Source organism: Methanosarcina acetivorans C2A (assembly GCF_000007345.1).
GTDB classification, from domain to species: Archaea; Halobacteriota; Methanosarcinia; order Methanosarcinales; family Methanosarcinaceae; genus Methanosarcina; species Methanosarcina acetivorans.
Genome location: NC_003552.1, coordinates 2,549,801 through 2,568,423, shown reverse-complemented (window position 1 = coordinate 2,568,423; position 18,623 = coordinate 2,549,801). Strand labels below are relative to the sequence as shown.

16 protein-coding genes and 1 pseudogene are annotated in these 18,623 nt (G+C 40.8%); 3 read left to right on the top strand and 14 right to left on the bottom strand.

What is annotated here, in order from left to right; genetic code table 11:
• Positions 1–90: 90 nt before the first annotated feature.
• Positions 91–1,644 (bottom strand): IS1634-like element ISMac12 family transposase, encoded by a 1,554-nt coding sequence (locus MA_RS10775; protein ID WP_011022065.1) that lies wholly within the window; start codon positions 1,642–1,644, stop codon positions 91–93.
• A 186-nt stretch (positions 1,645–1,830) separates the two neighbouring features.
• On the bottom strand, positions 1,831–3,327 hold the full coding sequence (locus MA_RS10770; protein ID WP_011022064.1) for a C45 family peptidase: 1,497 nt from the start codon (positions 3,325–3,327) through the stop codon (positions 1,831–1,833).
• A gap of 355 nt (positions 3,328–3,682) precedes the next feature.
• On the opposite strand from MA_RS10770, the pseudogene MA_RS10765 reads away from it, so the two are divergent.
• A pseudogene (locus MA_RS10765) lies at positions 3,683–4,925 on the top strand (IS110 family transposase).
• Positions 4,926–5,078: 153 nt separating this feature from the next.
• Here the strand turns inward: MA_RS10765 and MA_RS10760 are convergent.
• From MA_RS10760 to MA_RS10735, 6 genes are all read right to left on the bottom strand, one after another.
• On the bottom strand, positions 5,079–5,474 hold the full coding sequence (locus MA_RS10760) for a PAAR domain-containing protein (RefSeq protein ID WP_048065296.1): 396 nt from the start codon (positions 5,472–5,474) through the stop codon (positions 5,079–5,081).
• A 338-nt stretch (positions 5,475–5,812) separates the two neighbouring features.
• Positions 5,813–6,655: a hypothetical protein gene (locus MA_RS10755; RefSeq protein WP_011022060.1), complete on the bottom strand. Its 843-nt coding sequence runs from the start codon at positions 6,653–6,655 to the stop codon at positions 5,813–5,815.
• A gap of 495 nt (positions 6,656–7,150) precedes the next feature.
• Complete coding sequence (locus tag MA_RS10750) at positions 7,151–7,402, bottom strand: AAA family ATPase (RefSeq protein WP_048065295.1); 252 nt, start codon at positions 7,400–7,402, stop codon at positions 7,151–7,153.
• Between the two features lie 127 nt (positions 7,403–7,529).
• Positions 7,530–7,844 carry a hypothetical protein gene (locus MA_RS10745; protein WP_157860175.1) on the bottom strand — a complete coding sequence of 105 codons (315 nt, stop codon included), beginning with the start codon at positions 7,842–7,844 and terminating at the stop codon, positions 7,530–7,532.
• Positions 7,845–7,892: 48 nt separating this feature from the next.
• Positions 7,893–8,930 carry a hypothetical protein gene (locus MA_RS10740; RefSeq protein WP_011022058.1) on the bottom strand — a complete coding sequence of 346 codons (1,038 nt, stop codon included), beginning with the start codon at positions 8,928–8,930 and terminating at the stop codon, positions 7,893–7,895.
• A 43-nt stretch (positions 8,931–8,973) separates the two neighbouring features.
• Entirely contained in the window at positions 8,974–9,327 is a 354-nt protein-coding gene (locus tag MA_RS10735) for a hypothetical protein (RefSeq protein WP_011022057.1), read from the bottom strand.
• 470 nt (positions 9,328–9,797) lie between these two features.
• On the opposite strand from MA_RS10735, the gene MA_RS10730 reads away from it, so the two are divergent.
• Positions 9,798–10,829, top strand: a complete 1,032-nt coding sequence (locus MA_RS10730; RefSeq protein ID WP_011022056.1) for a class I SAM-dependent methyltransferase — start codon at positions 9,798–9,800, stop codon at positions 10,827–10,829.
• A 67-nt stretch (positions 10,830–10,896) separates the two neighbouring features.
• Here the strand turns inward: MA_RS10730 and MA_RS10725 are convergent, their stop codons facing one another.
• The 4 genes from MA_RS10725 to MA_RS10710 form a co-directional block, all read right to left on the bottom strand.
• A complete protein-coding gene (locus tag MA_RS10725; protein ID WP_011022055.1) occupies positions 10,897–11,577 on the bottom strand; it encodes a hypothetical protein in 681 nt (226 codons plus the stop codon).
• A gap of 388 nt (positions 11,578–11,965) precedes the next feature.
• Positions 11,966–12,460 (bottom strand): DUF6141 family protein, encoded by a 495-nt coding sequence (locus MA_RS10720; RefSeq protein ID WP_226990822.1) that lies wholly within the window; start codon positions 12,458–12,460, stop codon positions 11,966–11,968.
• Positions 12,461–13,050: 590 nt separating this feature from the next.
• On the bottom strand, positions 13,051–13,257 hold the full coding sequence (locus MA_RS24550) for a hypothetical protein (RefSeq protein WP_011022052.1): 207 nt from the start codon (positions 13,255–13,257) through the stop codon (positions 13,051–13,053).
• 277 nt (positions 13,258–13,534) lie between these two features.
• The gene (locus MA_RS10710) at positions 13,535–13,894 is read right to left on the bottom strand and encodes a carboxymuconolactone decarboxylase family protein (RefSeq protein WP_011022051.1); all 360 of its coding nucleotides are present in this window, start codon (positions 13,892–13,894) and stop codon (positions 13,535–13,537) included.
• Between the two features lie 267 nt (positions 13,895–14,161).
• Between MA_RS10710 and MA_RS10705 the strand changes: the two genes are divergently transcribed.
• Complete coding sequence (locus MA_RS10705; RefSeq protein WP_011022050.1) at positions 14,162–15,298, top strand: aldo/keto reductase; 1,137 nt, start codon at positions 14,162–14,164, stop codon at positions 15,296–15,298.
• Positions 15,299–15,404: 106 nt separating this feature from the next.
• Here the strand turns inward: MA_RS10705 and MA_RS10700 are convergent, their stop codons facing one another.
• Together MA_RS10700 and MA_RS10695 are read right to left on the bottom strand one after the other, a co-directional pair.
• A complete protein-coding gene (locus MA_RS10700) occupies positions 15,405–15,734 on the bottom strand; it encodes a TrmB family transcriptional regulator (protein ID WP_011022049.1) in 330 nt (109 codons plus the stop codon).
• 159 nt (positions 15,735–15,893) lie between these two features.
• Positions 15,894–18,236, bottom strand: coding sequence for an efflux RND transporter permease subunit (locus tag MA_RS10695; RefSeq protein ID WP_011022048.1), 2,343 nt, complete (start codon positions 18,234–18,236; stop codon positions 15,894–15,896).
• Between the last annotated feature and the right edge of the window lie 387 nt (positions 18,237–18,623).

The following is an 18,623-nucleotide window of genomic DNA, read 5'->3' as shown; positions in this document are numbered from 1 at the left end:
TGCCACAGATCTTAATTTTCCTTCTCAGTATATTCCATATTCATCCTGAAGTTATTTATAAGGTGGTTATGAACCTGACTTCCCATCGAATTAGGCACATATTCCAAGCGCATCTAATATTTCTTTTTGCTTTTTTGTCCTTTCCATGACAATTTGTTCTCCTTCTGACAGAAGGAGAATTTTGTTCTTTTCAAGTTGCACGATCAAGCTTTCAACAGAGAACTTCTTGTTGAGTTTTGCCTCTTTCATTTCCTTCATCAGCTTCATTCTAATGATCAAAGAAACAAAGCAGATGAACAGATGCCCTTTTAAAGTGCTGTTTTTCTTGACATTTGCCGGTGGAACTTCTATGTAATTTTTAAGGAAATAAAATCCTTTCTCAACTATATCTTTGCTTCTGTAAAGTGAAAGGCACTCATCCCACTCCAGATTTCCCCTATACAGCAGGATGAATTTTCCCATCTTGTTTACTCGTTGTGACACTGCATTCTTCTTTACTTTAATTTCAAACTTATTGTCCTTGACTTTCCATGTCAAATAAGAAGCATATCTCTTTGCCAGACTAATAAACACCATTTTAGGATCCATCCAACGTCTTAAATCTACCTTTTCAAGCATCTCAAGCGTTGCATGCAGACCTTTGAAAAAACTATTTCTTTCCTGATGTTCTCGCTTTTGATCGTAATAGGCATAACCTTTTACGTTCAACTCTCCAACGTTAATGTCGACTTGCATCGTGAATATAGGTTCACCTTCGTAGACATCGAGATTTTGCGGGTCATATATCGTTTTGTGTATCTCGGACGTTTTTTCCTTCACACTTTTAATCGTTTGTGAAGGTGGGACTATGAAAGAAAGATCGTTGGACACAAGTGATTCTATGTTAGCTGTTGAAATGAAGCCTTTGTCCATGATTAAAGTATAATCATGGACTCCTTCCTCCTGAAGCTTCTTGATCGTGTTTTTTAATGTAGTTACATCCGATATGCTTCTTGGATAAAGATCGTACATCACAGGAATCCCTTTTTCCTTATCCACGATCATCGAGAAGTTTATTTGTGGCAAATCGAGATTATCTCTGTTATAACCGTACTCCAGTAGGCTGATCATCTGTGAATAGGTCGAAATGGAGGTGATGTCATAAATGAGAGTATTGGAAGTGCATACCTCTTTTATCAAGGACTTTGAAAAATCAATGTGTACAGCACTATTTCCAATAGAGTCCAGAAGGTTTGAAATGGATTGAGAGGAAAGAGGTAGTTCAGGATGATCCTTAGAGAGAACAGTACCTTCATACCAGTCTTCAATGTGATCATAAGCTAGCGGTTTTATTATGTGATTCATCGCAAGAGTTAAAATCGACCACGCTTGTTTTTCTGAGAAGCTTTTGCTAAGCAGCAGATCAAGTTTTAACTCTTCTACGATTTTTAAGAGGGGAAGGTACTCTCCATAGGAGAGTACCTTTTCAGGGATAGATATCAGTGGTTTCTTTTGAGAGCGAACTTTTATTGGTTGGTCGTTCACAAGTTTCCCAAGATACTTGCTTTTCTGTCGGATTTTCTTTTCTACAGGATCGTAATAAGGAGTGATCTCATAGAGGTATTCGTTTCCTTTTATTACTTTGACTCTTGTAAATGGCTTCATTATGCATAATAATTAGGCACATAAAGATATATACTTTTCGATAGATAGAGCACTGAAATTAAAGCAAAAAGAGGAGTTGTGCCTAAATTAGTGGGAAGTCAGGTATGAAAGTTTCGAAAAAATTGTTTATACGAGATACGAAAAACAAACAGAAATTCTACAAAAATTGAAAAAAGTGAGAGAAATTTAGATTGAACTGCGTTCTAATAATTCCTTCAAATTGAACTGTTCATATCCTCCGTACTGTGCCGGAAAATCATTGATTGCGAGCCAGAAATCTCCGGTTTCCGGATATGCCACCAGACTCCACATATTTGCTATATGTGCTTTAAACTGCCCCACCGGTTCTTTTGCTTTATAGGCAAAGTCAGGATACAATGCACAAATAGTACAGAGAATATTATTTGTCCAGGAAGGGAAAAGTACGTCGCGGGTCTGGCGTGTATAAGGGTCATAGCAGTCGCTCAAGATTTTTATTGCATTTTCAACCGTAATATTGCTATAATACTCGTGAATCAACTGCTGGTAGCGTTCAAAACGGCTGGGGGCCTGGACATAAAAATTATAAGGTTCTTTCAGGCTGTTCTGCCAGTTTTCGATCGTTGAGATGTCTTTTAGCTGGTTTACCGGGACCTGATCAGCTACCATGTTGTACCCGGAATAACCCATCCAGCCCGGATAACAGTTGGAATGGTTCGTCTGCCACAGGGCTTCAACACCTGGCATAGGGTAACGGCAGCAGACTTTCCTGGAAGAAGTTTCGACCACGACTGCCTTTTTAGCCCTGGCATCAGCTACATGATAGGCAATCCCGGCACAGCGAGGATGCTCCTGGAAAATCCTGATCGCATCCTCAACCGTCCGCGCATGAGTCAGGAGCAAACGAGTAAATGTGGCTATCCCGCAGCCTTTCATACTTTCATGCTGCATGGAACTTAACTGGGTCATCATCGCAAGCCCATCCGCATTTATACCCCCGTCAAGCCCGATCATTCCCGGATAAGTCAAAAAAGCATGTCCAATTCCATCATCGGGACTTGCTACAACCAGCATTCGGTTTGACAACTGTTCCGGCATATTGAAATTGTCTTCATTTTTCCCGAATATCAGTTTTCCATCGCCTCCAGCCCACTCTCCCCAGGCAGAAAAACTGCTGCAGCCCCCACCTGCAGGTTTACTTATATTCTGCCGGGCAGCTCCATTACTTCTGTTTTTCCCGACAACAGGGTTTTCACCCTGATTATCGTCCTGATCGGCCTGATTATTATCTTTTTTATCTACCTGATTATCACCTTTCCAGTAATCAGGATGGCAGTAAATACACCACTGATCATAATTGGTGTTCCAGAGCAGGATCTGCTCGAGGCTTACGTTTATTCCGGCATCTTTGACCCCATCGGCAATTCCAACCATTTCTTCTTTGAATTCCTGCGGTAAAAAAGGTTCAGCTGCCTTTTGCCCCATCCATAAGAGTTCCTCTGCCGTATCAATATCTGAGCCTGTCTGTGCAGCAACATAAGCAGCGGTGGCTAAAAGAGTCCTGTTAACCATCAAGTCTATTTTATCCGCCAGCAAATACCCATGCTGATACCCCATTTCATACGCTTTACCTTTAAGGCGAAGGACTTTGACTCCCTTTATTTCCTCAAAACAAGCCTTACTAAGAATTTCATCTTTTTTCATGGTCTAAAATATAATCTTAAATTATTTAAGACTGTTTGGCTCTTTGGTGCAGGAATGTGGGAGCACCCTTTCAGGCAAGACGCAGATCTCTTCTTACCGGCTCAGTCTGAAAAACGCATATGAAATTCTTCGAATAACAGGCACAACCAATGAAAGTACTCTATGGTCTTCCTTTTTTACCTTTTAACTCCATTATTATCTTGGGCAGGAAGGTTGTACTGATTTGGGTTCTTGAAGCCGTCAAAAAACTAACCAGTGAATTGCTATCGAAGGCGTAACTGTGACCTTGATCACGGATGCCAAATTGCCTTCGAGACAATCACACTGCCCATACAAAAATATGGGGTAATGTAACTTGGCAGGAATAATAAACAAAGCTTGCGTTTTAGATATCCATAAGAAATTTTTAATTACCACAATTCTCAGCATATTCGGTGAGAAAAAGCAACTGCGCTTTGAGAGGACTGAAAAAGGCATTTTAGACCTTAAAAACTTGGTTATCTCAGAGAAATGTGATGTTGTTGCATGTTAATCAACAAGCGATTTTTGGGTTCCGATTTATGAGTCACTGATAAACCATCTAACTGTTATTGTTGGAAATGCTCGTGACATGAAGGCTTTTACCCACAAAAAAACGGACAAGATCGACTCTGAGTTTATTGCACAACTTGCCTTGAATAATATGATCAAACCTTCAAGAGTTTTTTCGAAAAATCAAAGAGAATTTAGATCATATATTCGCCTTCGTCACAAACTTGTGCAAAAAAGGACAGATATAAAAAATGTGGCTCGTGCAATTCTTGCCTCTGAAATGTTTCATCTAAATGATGTGCTTACCGATATTTTTGGTAAGAATGGAATCATAATTCTATCAGAAATTTCTTCAGGTAAGAATGTCGATCAGATCATAGAGAGTCTCTCCCCAAATGTTCGCAAAAAAAGTGATAAGATAAGAGAGGTTCTTGATCGTGAAATGTCTTTAAGCGCTGCAATCAGGATTCAAACCTGTTTAAGCCTTATCAAAAATATTGATGAACAGATCAACATCTTAGAAACAGAAATTTTCCGGTACGCCTATACAAACCATAACCGTGAAATGAAAATTTTATGTCCTCTCCAGGAGTTGGCGAGATTAGTGCCGCAACTATCATCGCCGAAGTAAGCGATTTCAATGACTTTTCATCTGGTGATAAACTTGCTTCATGGCTTGGGCTGGTACCTAATGTTTACCAATCTGCAGATAAATTCCATAATGGGAGGATTACAAAGAGAAGATCAAAGGTTGCAAGATGGATTTTAATTCAGGTTGCTCAGGCAGCAGCAAGAAAAAATGGAAGCATGTTAAAAGAATTTTTTGAACGGAAGAAGAAAACAATTGGACACTCAAAAGCAATAGTTGCTCTAGCAAGGAAAATTGTGACAATTCTGTGGCATCTTATAACAAAAGATGAAATGTACGAGGATGAAATGGAATACAAAAAGGGAGAAGTTCAAAAGAGGAAGATTGTTGAGAGTGAGGAATTCTCGGTTGATGAAAGGTATCAATAATTAGTGAAATCTTCGCTATTGTAAAGAAAGAGGAAACTGACAGTACGTGAACACAGAGAATCCTCAAGTTCACATTCCGGACCCTGGATCCAATTAAAAAGGACTAAAATGTGATGTTGGTGTCCAATATAATCAGAAATTTTGAACGAGGGTCTGGAGTGCGAAATCAGAGATACTTTCATGCCAAATCTTCAACTATCATATTACCCTCCTATAAAAACAGTGCCAACAGCCAATACAGTCCCGGAAGGCAGATCAGAAGGGTCATTGCATGTCATAGCCATATCTCCATTCCTTGCTGCCATTTTTCCATTTATCCGCACTGTGGTGCTTCCCAATTTTATCGTAGCCTTATTGGAAGGCGGTTTCTGAAAAGGACCGCCTTGAGGAATATGAGGCGGAGTGTTCGATGCTGTGGAATCAACCGTAGCCGCAGGCATCCCCATTATTTTTACATCAGAGCTTAGATTTCCGTTAATTATACCCATAAACGGATGGGGTAAAGGCGTTGGGATAGGCGACGGAACTGCAGGTATCATAACTATATTGATATCTATGGCCACGATCCTGTCTCGCTGTTTAGCTGCTGGTTGCCCCATAATCAATAGCTCCTCCAAAAATGACTTCTTAAATTATTGATCCAACATGCTTATTTTAATCCGAACACGACCGGAATTCTCCTCAAAAGTAAACATTGCATGAAAGTAAACACTACATGATATTTTGAAACAAATTAATTCAGGGATAGAAAAAATAAATGCATCGTCCCACAGCAAAGTCTAATATTCATAAAAGAAGGAAAATGCGGCTTCGTAGAAATCCTCATTTGAATAATAAGTATAACCTAGACATACCTGTCAAGGTTATAGACTAATTATTTGAATTTAACCTTTTATAAGAAAACATCAGGACACTCTGAAAAAATGTATAATCAGTATTAATCTCTGAGTTGTCTTACTATTGTTTGTCTTTCTTCGAGAATCTTCATAATATTCTCCTGATTTGAACTAATAAGCTTATAGAGAATCGATCCTACAAGGACGGTAAAAACATCGAAAACAAATGTTATCTCATCCGACAATCCAGTGGTACTAATTTGATAAAAGAAATAAATAATAAAAAATGTCCAAAGGGCAATCATCACTCGAAAATACCATTTTTGCTGATTTTTAGAAATTTTTAAAATATCTGATGACTCACTCAAAGAAGCATCTAAACCCTTAATTTTAGTTTTTCTTTCTGTAATTGTAAGGTACGTGCCTTGATCCTTAATCATTTCAAAAAATAATACCACAGATTTGAGCTGGTCGCAACTTTTTTCAATCTGTTTATCATCAATACGATTAGTATAAATTTTATGAAGCGGCAATGCATTTAAATCAATAATTTTTTTTCGTAATTCAGGATTTTCATTTAATCTAGTTGAATAAACAATCTTAAAAGCTTGTGAATTTTCCTCTAATTTCTCACAAATTTCAAAACCAGCATTCTTATTTTCTTTATAATCATTCCAATGCAAATCGATGATAGCTATGTCGAATTGCTGTTCTTTGTCTTCGGCTAATTTTATTGCATCTTTATAGCTATTAGCAACGGTTAATTTGGATATATCATCTAATGCTTTTTTATGTCTCCATAAACTATATTTTTTGGAGTTAATAGGCTTTTTAAGTTCGTCTTCTAGAACTTTTTCATAAGGGATTTCCTTTCCGAGATCATCCCCTACAGATTTCCTATCTGGAATTTCATCATCGGCAAATAGTATCTTTAACTGTGTCATTTTCGTTCACCAGATCTGTCTTTTTTATGTTTCAAGGCAATCCAATCATCAATCTCGATCTCAATTCCAAGGCCTGTATGCAACCTTTCAACATCTCGATTTTCAATCCTGTCCGGCAATAGATTTCTAAACCATACACCATCTATTTTCTACAGGGGCATGATGGTAATTTGAGAATTACAAAATATTTCCATACATTGTAAATGCAGGAATTTTTTTTCTAAAAAATCGCAAAAAAAACGGGTCTATTGGAAATCTACTTCCTATTTTATTTTAGTATAACAAAGAACGATAAATCCCTGAGTGTTATCTGCTACCAGAAACACAAAGGGGATTTAATATGCTTATTTGACGACAAAATGAACGGTCCTTCGTTTTGCGGGGACAAAAAATGAGGAACAATTTTACTATCTGGATTACTGCCCAAAACTTTTTGTATAAATACAAAACTTGCTGTTTTTGGATTTTGATCTCAAGTACGTAAGTCCTAAAAAATTAATTAAGATTTACCATTGCTCCTTTTACATTCATGGTTCCTGAAGCCTTAAGATCCATGCTTGTTTCAGCTTCTTCGAAGATTTTTTTCAGATTTTTCTCGGTTTCCCCGATGTACTTACTTACAACACTGGAAAGGTCAATTTTATAAAGATCCAGTTTTACATCATTTGCAAGAACCTCAGCAGCCATAGTTTTTCCTGTTCCTGGAGAGCCTGAAAAGAGAACATTCAGGCCTTTTCCAAGAGACATTTTTTTTCAAAACCCCAGTCAAAATGCACCTTTCCTTTATATTTGATGAACCCGGAAACTTCTTTTAGATGTTCCAGTGTTTCTTTCGGAAGTACAATGTCTTCCCATATATAATGCGGACTGGTTTTCAGGGCAAGAGAGCCCAGTTTCTGATTGGACTGCGCCTTGCAGCCTTTATGGAGATCTTCTGGAGATCTTCTGGAGATAACACAGGGCTGGCAGGATTTTTATCTCCTGCAAAAATATATGCTGTGTGGGCAGCGTCCCTAATTTGACCTCCGCTAAACCTGAACTTACTTGCAAGCATATTCAGGTCTATCCCTCCCTCCAGCTCGTAATTTTTCAGACAAGATTCCCATAGCTGCTTACGGACCAGGTATGAAGGCAAGGGAAAGGAATAGGGAACAAAACCATTATTGATCGAACCCTTACTGTATTCCATAGACTCTTTGCCCGCCAAAAATATTAGTCCTGGAAACTTATTTAAGGCCTAGTTTAGGGCTTCTGCAAAATTCATTGCTTCCTTGCCGTCAAAAACCACATCAAAAGCTTGAAGATACAGTGCAGAATTTTGCAGAAGCGCTTCTCGCCTTATAAGATCAATATTTTCTAGAGATGTTTCAAGAGACTGAACTTCAAAAAGAACCCTGGAATTCACGACAAGCAGATTTATTCCCGCTACTCTGCAAACTGCTTCTGCCGCGCTTTTTTTCCCACTTCCAAGAGGGCCGCAAAATACAAGTTTCAGCGGGAGCTTGTTACTGCTGTACCAGATTGCCATATTCATTAGCTTGCTTTTAAAATCTGCAGGCAGAATAAGGTCTTCAAAAGATCTTTTCGATTTTATCAGAGCTGAAAAATTCCCAATTCTGGTATCCAGATCATCATAACCGAGCAAAAAATTAACAATTCTATCATCTATTTTGATAAAGCTGGATATGAGAGACAGACTCGAGTTTGTTTCTCCCTCCAATAAATGAATCAGATGGTTTTTTCTAAGGGACGCATCAGGTAAAAAATATTCTCTAGCTTTAATTTTTTCTTCAATTGCTGGAATAAACATTGAAAGAACAAGGTCTACAGTTGGCCTTTTTTTATTTACGTCGTTTTGAAGATAGGGATAGAGTTTCTCATATTTGAGATCCAGTTCCGGAGCAAGCCCGATTAAGAGTATATCCATCTCAAAGGGATCAAGGCCAAAAAGTTCCGAAAGAATATGAAGCCTCAATTCCGTGCCTTTTCTCAGGCTTTCTATCTTTCTGGCATTTATTTCTTCTCTGATAGCCTCAATTATAGCCTCAATTACCTTATGTCTTTCAATTCTTGCATCTGCTACTACCTGCTGGCCTCCTATACCGGGATTTTTTTGGATCTGTTCGATTTCAGCTTCTGATACGTAAAGACCTCTAAATTCATCGCCAGCTCCAGGAAAACTCTCCAGTACTTTTTCGAGGTAGCTTTGTACCATCAGGTCTATTCTTGAAAGTTCATCCAGAAGATGTTCGAGATTATTAGCATAAGGCTTCATATTGCAAAGTAACTAATGATTTTTGTTCAGAAACTAAGACTCTCTATTCAGAATACTGGCTCACTTCACTCATAGTTTTCAAAACGTTCTGGTATGCATACACCAGAATTCTATCATCCGAAAGCTTACCACAGGATTTTAACCTATCCACCTCAAGCAGAAATTTTGAAACAATTTCAGGAGAAAACTTGTTATTTTCCGCAAAGCGTGCTGCTAAAATTTTCAATTCTTTTCTTGAAGAGTACTTCTTAGGCCAATTTTCCTCCACAAAATCAAAAATAAGTCCGCAATTTCTGTGTCCTATAGTTCTTGTAGATGGATTTCGGGATGTCTTTATGTATACGTTGAATGTGTCTTCCCGAATCTTTTCCTTTACTAATATTCCACACTCACACAAAAATACAAAACCATCTCCTACCCAACACCTTTCTTGAAAAATTAACCGTTATTTTAGAACGAATCAGAGATAGTCAGATGTATAAGAAGTTTCCACAATGCCCCTTTTGACTTCTTATTTACCCGGGTGTTCCCCGATCAACAGGATATTTTCCGACCAATAAAAACTCACATAATTTCAAAACTTCTAAAAAAATACAAAAATGATATGAAACACAAAGTTCGAACTGATCACAGGAGTTTTCATCGCCCTATCGCTCGCTCCAGAACGCAAAAAAATACTGTATCCACTAATCGAATACCTCGCTGACAAGAGATTTATACTCTTTTACTATATGTAATTTCTTATTTAAATTATATTTAGTATGTAAAATAATACTCCCTGCTAAATATCTTATTATTTTCAGTGATTACTTCAAGAAGAGACCAAACAAAAAACATTAATCCCATGCCTGCTATCCTTCAATCCCAATGTATAGAACAATCCGCGTTCCGCCTGAAAAAGGAGAAGAAATCAGGGAAAAAGCAGTTGCCGGAAATTTCCTGGACCCTGCAAGAAAAATCCGAAAAATCCAGACCTCAACAGGTACCTTTCTTGAAATCCCGGTTACTGAGGCTGCAGGAGAAATAGTAGGAGATTTTCCGGTAATCAAACAGGAAAAACCCGAATTCCTGGAAAAAACCTGTTCCCTGAAAGAATACCTTTCAGGCACCTTAACCGAAGCAGAAATGAAACATATCCCTTCCGGCTGGCACATTTTAGGAGACATCATTATCGTCAGCATCCCCGAAACCCTCGAAAGCAAAAAAATTCAGATTGCAGAAGCCCTGCTTTCCATGTACCCTAAATGTCGGAGCGTTGTCAGAGACTTCGGGATAGAAGGGAAGTTCCGTCAACCAAAAAGAGAACTCCTTCTTGGTAGCGGGGCCGAAACCATCCACAAAGAACATGGCTGCTTTTTCAAACAGGATGTAACAAAGGTGATGTATTCCAAGGGGAACCTTGAAGAAAGGAAAAGGATGAGCAAACTCGGTCAGGGAGAAATAGTTGTGGACATGTTTGCAGGGATTGGGTACTTTTCAATTCCCATGGCTGTCCATGCGCATCCGGAAAAAATTATCTCTATAGAAATAAACCCCGAATCCTTTGCCTACCTGAATGAAAATATCAGGCTGAACCAAGTAGAGGACATTATTACCCCGATTCAGGGAGACTGTGCGGAGGCTGCTCCTGAGGGAGAAGCTGACAGGGTTATAATGGGGTATGTGGGAACAACGCACCACTATCTGGAACCGGGTATAAAAGCTCTGAAAAAAAGCGGAGGAATCCTGCATTACCATGAAACGGTGCCTGAAAATCTCTTCAGGACCAGGCCTGAAGAAAGGATAAAAAAAGCTGCAAGATGCCTGGGAAAAAAAGTTGAGGTTCTGGCAATCCGAAGAATAAAGAAGTATTCTCCGGGTGTCCTGCATGTGGTTGTAGACGCGCGGATTTTTGAATGAAGGTTTTAAGAAGACTTTACCGGGCCTTAATAAGGGTTTAATTTTCAAGCTTCGGATCTTAGAATTTTCAGAACCTTTTTTTTGGCGTGAACCGGTATCCTTGAGCCATTTCCTTTGTCGGAGACCCTGTCCCTATATAGACGTCCATATGTACAATTTTTTCGTAAATGTTCCGCCTGTGGACAATCGGCCACCAGCCGTAAAGAAAAATATGAACTGGCTCCCACATTGCAACCCAGCCGATAATAAGGAGCCCTTCAGAAAAAAGAGTGTTCACCAGGCTTTCTTCAAAAGCCGAAAGCAGTCGGATCACTAGCAGGCAGAGAAAAAGGAAGATAAGAGCTATTATAAAGTTCTTTCTCCCCTGATGAAGCAGCCTTTTCAGTTCGATTTCGGCAAGGAGTCTTTTATATGAGAAATGATTTTTTATAGCTTCTTTAAGGTCGGTTTCGAGTTGTGCATTGACCTCGGTAGACGGCAGATATATCATAATTTCAAGGGGCTTTTTCAGGGGAAATTCATCTACAGCGTTATAGAGATATTCTTCTGCGTCCAGATTAAGCTCTTTTTCGTGAAACGGGGCAGGATCAAAAGAATCAAAGAGCTGAAGAAAGCTTTTGAGTTCGAGTTCGATCACAGGTATTCCTGCATGCTCCCTATAAAGAGCTTCCGTACCTTCACCTGAAAACCTTTTCTCCCTATCTGCGTCTGTCTCTCTTCTAATAAACTTCCCCCTTACCGTTTTCATGAAGAAAATACCTAATTGGAAAATGACACAACTTCTTGCCTGTCATGTCTCCTGCCCATAATCTACCTGAAATCCCTGGTTAATATTGGGCTGGCAAGATATAAACCCTGAGATAATCCGCAAACCAGGAAATATTCCGGAAAATTGTTTTAATCGAGTTTCTTCAGGAATCCGGAAAGTAACAGGCCGTGTGTAAGTTCTAAACCACTTTGGAATTTCTGAAAATTTTGGAAATATCTGAAAAAGGGTGGATCCTCATTAGCTGGTTGATCTATTCCGGAATCTGTATGGAATTTTCCAGTTATCTCGCTTTCCGCTGCCTAGGTTTGGGACCGGCCTGTCCGCCGGAAAAAGATGGCTTGCAAAACTCCACTGCAATTGTTCTAGATCAAAAGCTGGCCACGGCAGACATGATAGCCTGATGGAGTTCTTTTGGGTTTTTAGAGCTGATCACTACTCTTTTCCCGCTGATAAGCTGCAGGGTTACAACGAAATTTGCTCTCCTGGAAGGGGATGAATCTTTGTAATCCTTTCCGGTAAATGGGTCATATGCCTGAATCCTGCAATCTTCAACCACATAAATGGGAATTTTCTTAAATGAAGGGTTCAGAGGTATTAAACGGATGTAGATTCCATCTTTTCGGACCTCTGTGATATGTTTTGTACAGTAGAGCAGAAGAGGGAAAAATACCCCAAAGACAAACCAGAGCGCAAATAAGTAGATATCTGGAATATTCTGGACCCCAGCAGGCTTTCCGAAGACCAGGCTGTAGACCTCGACGTACCAGAGCAGAAGGGCAGGATAGAGAACAGAAATCAGAAAAATGTTATTATGCAGATCCTGTACTTCTCGAAAAATTAAACCTGTTTCCGGACGCTCCATAGCAACCCTCCCTATAGCGACCTGACCAGACATATGCCCTGATCAACATATTCCTTACATTACTTCTCAGGCAGGTGTTTTATTATACGAAACAGACAACTTACACATACTCAGCAAATCAAAGTAAACACATTCAAAGTAAACACGTATCGTACCTTAGTTAAAGCCGTGACTTTTAAGAAAACTTAATAGAGGAGTACGTTCCTGCCGCTGGAAACGTTTTTAACTGGAAAGGTCTTTGATTGAAATCTTTCTATTTTTCTCTATCAAAGCGGGGTAAATAAAGCTTCCGAAAAAAAATAGGAGTTCTATATCATTTTTTATTTAAAAATCCAGGGAATGATAAAAAATTAACTGAAGTAATAAAACACTTGAAGAAAATATTTAAAAACATTCCAAAACCAAAAACAGTATAGAAAAATTTATAAATGATAAGATTAACCGGGTTTTTTCGGGACTTACGAGACTTTTAAAACTCAAATATTCCGATATACTGGAAAGAATAAAATGAAATTTTTGAACTGAAAAAATTGAACTGAATAAATTTGGTTTAAAGACAAAACATCAAAGCTAAATAAACTGAAGAAAACTTATCCCGGCTTCTGTTTATTTATTGCTCTGCTAACTACGTCGGAAAATTTTTTCTGGGTTTGGGAACCAATCATTAATTTTTTTACTTTACTCCCTTCCCAAAATTCGAAAAATACGTCCCTGTTGCCCTTTGCATTGTACGCAGTCCTTTTTAACCCGTAGCGTATGCCCCAACCTCCGTAATCCCTGATCGGTCTGTAGATCACGACTTCGTAACTCCGGATAGTTGCTAAAGGAAAAAATCCGAAAGCACAATGCAGCGGGAAAGACGTACATAGATGCCATCTTTCGGACTTCGGGGATCATTTTTAGCGAATAAAAAAAAGGAAAAGAACCCTGAAAACTAGAAGCAAACCGCGCATCATCCATTCAGGAACTGGATTGTTCCCGAAAGGTTTCGAGAAAAAGAACTGGAATAGGTGAATAACAAGAACTAAAAAAGAAATCTTAAAAAAGATTTAAAAAATGGAGAAAAATGGCTGCTTAAAACCCGAGTTTCTCCATTTCCTTCAGCACAGCTACACTGAAATCCGTGAAATTCTGAATTCCACCGGTCCAGGCAGCAATCATCATAGCGTCTGAAATTTCGGCTCTTGTGGCTTCGAATTTCTTAAGCCTTTCAAGGATTTTGACTGCGCTTTCTATGTTGTTATTGGAACAAGCAATAGCAAAGACCATAAGGTGCTTCTGCTTCATGGAAAGCCCGTCTTCCCTCTCAGCCCAGATAGCCTGATAAAAGCTGGCAAGCCCTTCGCCAAAATCCTCATTTATCTTCTCAGCGTAAACAACAGACTTGGGCATAAAGCCCTTTACTTCCTTGATTTCCTGGATATTCTTCCCCATAATAATCGATATGTGATAGGAAAGGATCAGATATAATAGTATCTCTTAGCAGCATTTCGATCAGCCCTCCTGCGAAAAAATCACCGATAAATAACTAAATCAGTCCTCCTGAGAAAAATAAAAGTAATGTTACTCGTTTATAAATTAGTCCGCTTGAGCGAGCGAAGCGAGTGAAACGGACAGCGGGCTCCCGAATCGCAATTCGGGCAGTAAAGGTTTAGACCCATTAATCCCATATGCCGGGTAGACACGATTAAGAGGTAAAAAATGCTGTACCGCAAATTAGGAAAAACAGGCGAAAAGGTCTCTATTCTGGGCTACGGCTGCATGAGGCTTCCCATTCTCGAAGGAGCACCGGAAAAAATAGATGAAAAGAAAGCAACCGAACTCCTCCGCTACGCCATCGACCACGGGGTAAATTACGTTGACGCTGCCTATTCTTACCACGGCGGGATGGGAGAAGTTTTCCTGGGAAAAGCCCTTGCCAATGGGTATCGGGAAAAAGTCCTCCTTGCAACAAAACTTTCCTGCAAGCGCGTAAACTGCAAGGAAGACATGAACCGCTTCTTAAACGAGCAGCTTGAGAAACTCCGGACTGACTGCATCGACTTCTACCTCCTGCACGCCGTAAAGAAAAGCTACTGGGAGAAAATGAAGAGCTTCGGGGTTATAGAGTTCCTGGAAAGAGCTCGGGCAGCCGGGAAGATCAAATACACCGGTTTTTCCTTCCACGACGAGCTGGAGGTTTTCAAGGAAGTCGTTGACGCCTACCCCTGGGACCTCTGCCAGATCCAGTTCAATTACCTGGACGAGGACTTCCAGGCAGGAGTCGAGGGACTTAAATATGCGGCAGAAAAGGGGCTGGCCGTCGTTATCATGGAGCCTCTGCGCGGCGGAAACCTTGCTTCAAAAATTCCGGAAGAGGCTAAAAAGGTCTGGGACCGTGCCGGGATAAAAAGAACCCCTGCAGAATGGGCTTTCCGCTACCTCTGGAACTATCCCGAAATCAGCGTCGTCCTGAGCGGAATGTCCGGATCGGAGCACCTGATAGAAAACCTGAGAATTGCAGAAGAAGGACAATCTAACTCCCTTTCAGCCGAAGAAAAAAACCTTATCAAAGAGGTTAAGGAGATCTACAAATCCCGGATCAAAGTCAACTGCACAGGCTGCAAGTATTGCATACCCTGCCCTTCGGGAGTAAATATCCCGCGGAACCTCAGTTACCTTAATGACGTTTTTATGCTTGACGACGTGGCAAATGCCAGATTCCAGTATGGAGTTCTTCTATCCCCTGAGGAGAAAGCCGGGAACTGCGCTGAGTGCGGGGAGTGTGAGGAGGTCTGCCCGCAGGGGATTAGTATCAGGGAGCTGTTGAAAGAGGTAAGGGTGTATATGGAAGAATGAATGTGGAGAAGTGAGGAAAATAGGAGCTTTTTGCATTACTTCACTTTTTATTTGAATTTTCAAATACCTGCTACCTTCATAAGAAACCTCTAAATTCCATGGATTTTCAGGGAGCTGTCATTTTACCTTCGGCACTTAAAGCATTAAGCCCGGAAGAGGTCTCTCTCAGGGAACGCATGAAATCAGCCCTGATTCTTGTGATCATCTCCTCGGGTCGCGTGCAGCAAAAGAGGATCGGATCACCTTCAAGAATCCGGACGTAACCTTTCTTCCCCATACCCCTGAGGATGCCATAAACCTTGGCCCTCGGAACCCCGGCAGCTCTGGAAATTTCACTTGCTCTTGCCTGGCCCAGGCAGACAAGAACGGCATAAATCTTTGCTTCATTTTCGGTAAAACCTAGCTTCTGGAGATTTTTAATTAAGTTCGAACTCATGTTTATTTCCCTGAAGGGACAAAAGGCCGAGAATTCGTGACTCCCGGTCTTCCATCAATTATTTCTCAGTTCTTCGGTTCAAAAGATTACACATTTCAATCCACTTTCCTGCAGCCTGCAGTTGCTGGCTGTCAAAGTGATCATGTTTCAGTTTTTTACTCAAACTGCTGCTGCAACTGCTGCCAAACTTGCCGCCCTTCTCTTCTCCCGGCGAGTATCCATCATTACGATAAGGGGCGGGAAGACCACGAAGGTTACGAAGATTGCCAGACAAACGTCAATGACCGTCACAAGCCCGAAATTGCTCAGAATGGGGAAGGGAGAAAATATAAGAGCCGAGAACCCGAAAACCGTTGTAGCTCCCGAAGCTATCAGAGCTGAGCCCGTGGTAGTTACTGCCTGGTTAATTGCACTCACCGGGTCGAGACCGTTATCTTTTTCCTCAAAGTAGCGTTCCATCATCAGGATGGAATACTCGGACCCAACCCCCAGGATCAAAGCCCCGAGCACAGCTGTCATGGGTGTATAGGCGATATTTAGCCCTGCCATGATGAGTCCAGACCAGCCCACCACAATAAACATAGGAATTATTGGGGAAAGAGCTTTTATTGGGTCCCTGTAAACCACGATCAAACCCATCAGCACAAGCCCTATACCGAGCAGGGTCATAAGTGATCTACCGCTCGTAAGGGCGACGATTATGTCAATCATCGCTACACTTTGGCCGGTAATAACGACGGTAACACCAGGAGGCGGCTGCATCCACTGTATATCTTCCTGGACAATATCCCGCAGTTCTTTAATGCCTGTTATCTCGATATTCTCCATGGCTTGTCCTATATCAAGGTCAATTGTAAGCAACTGGCTCCCTAATATATACTCTTGCTTCTGGCTGTCAGGGATTTCATCGTATATTGCCTGTATTTCCTCAGAGGTTTCAGGAATTGTACCGCCGTTTTGCTCCTTTACAAGGTCTACAATACTTGTGGCCCCATTTACGTGGCGCCGGTTTGTAACCTCATGCTGACCAAACTCATCCATCCACTTCAGAATTTCCGGGTCACTGTTATCCTTTACTCTCAGAATGATGTTGAAATGGTCTCCACTCCCCGGAAGCAGGTCCATCATTTGCTTATAATTTATAAGGGAAGGCATGTCCTGTGGGATGAAGGAATTTGTGTCGGTCTGGATGGGAACTGACTGGTCTGCATAAAGCCCCGCAAAACATGTAAGCAGGGCAACTACAAGGATAATCTTTGAATGTCCTATAGTAAAGTCAGCGATCTTTATCAGGGCGTTTTCAAGGGCTTTGGCTCTCTCGACTTTTGTCGATGAAAGGTTTGAAGGAGGATTTTCGGTTTCGATTTCTGCTGTCTTCTGTTTAAATAGCTTGAAAGGGTTCTTTTTGGAAACCCAATCAAAACTATACAGAGTTACTAGTCCGAAAAAGAGTGCAGAGAGGTAACACATGATGATGCCTATCAGGAGCAGTATTCCAAACTCCTGGATCATTGGCACAGTGGATGTAAAAAGCGAGACAAAACCAAGCGCTGTCATTATAAGGGCAATCAGTACGGCAGGGCCAGTGTGTTTTATGGTGAGGATGAGGGCTTTTTCTGAACTGTTTCCAGTCCGGATTTCCTCTTCCATCCTGTTATGGAACTGGATAGCATAGTCAATCCCCAACCCTATAAGGATGGGAAAAGCTGCCATGGAAACCATTGTCATAGGCACACCACTATATCCCATAAACCCGAAAGTAAAAAGAACCCCAAGCAACACAACCGGAAGGGGCAAAAGTCCCCACCTTACATGCCTGAAGACCAGAAGAAGCACGATAACCATCAGGATGGAGGATATACCAAGCAACACCCCCATACTCTGAGTCATCTCATTTTCCATGTCAACCCGCAGGGCAGGGGAACCGGTGACAGTGAGGCTATACCCGGGAGGAAAAACAGCTTCTTTGAGAGAAGGGTAAAGGGCATTAAGGATATCTTCTTTCTGCTGATCAGTTGCGCTGCCTGCGATCTTTATTACTATCATCATATGAGTCTTGTCAGGTAGGAGAGTCTCGAACGTGGCTGGCTGGCTATTTATCCGCTCCTGAACCTCCCGGTCCGAATCGGGAATCTTCGACCTTCCGGTGACGTGGTAATTTATTTGCTTTATCAGGGTTGCAGGGCTTGTAACCGACAAAACTCCCGGGACAATCAGCATCTGCTGCTCCAGCCTATCCGCAGCTTTCATTACGGCTTCGGATGCAACCTCATTTCCCTGAACCAACACTACAATGCTGTCTGTCTCGAAGTTTTCCTTGTAGAGGTGGTCATAGTTTTTGTATAGTTGTGTGTCTTTAGAAACAAAAGTTTCCGTCCCGGAAGCCATCTCGATCAGCTGTGCTCCCTGTAAGGAAATAATGACAAAAAGGATCAGCGTGACAATTATAGCTGGACGGCTACTCTGGATGAAAACACCTAATTTTTCGAATATGTTTTTTATAGCGGTACCCCCTTAAAGACTGCATTTACTCTTTATTTGGAACGTTTTTCATTTTTCAGAAAAAAATCCATGGCCACGGCTGTTCAAAACAAATTTTCCATGAAAATTATTCGAATAATTTCCCAGTACCTTGCTTTCTACTCAGGAAATTAGGTCTGGATTTGCTTTACGTTCTCAAAAAATCAGGTCAGATTATTTTTCACAGGACCCCATAAAAGTGCCTGCAGGCCACGGCTCAAAGGAGAGAGGCACCAGAGTTTTAGGGGTGTAGAGATTCAGCCGGAACAAAATGCAGGGATCAACTTTCCGCCGGCTCTTTCGGGTTTGCAGTACTGTTTTAATGTATCCTCAATGTATCCTTAATTTTTTTTGATGCCCGGGTTCTTA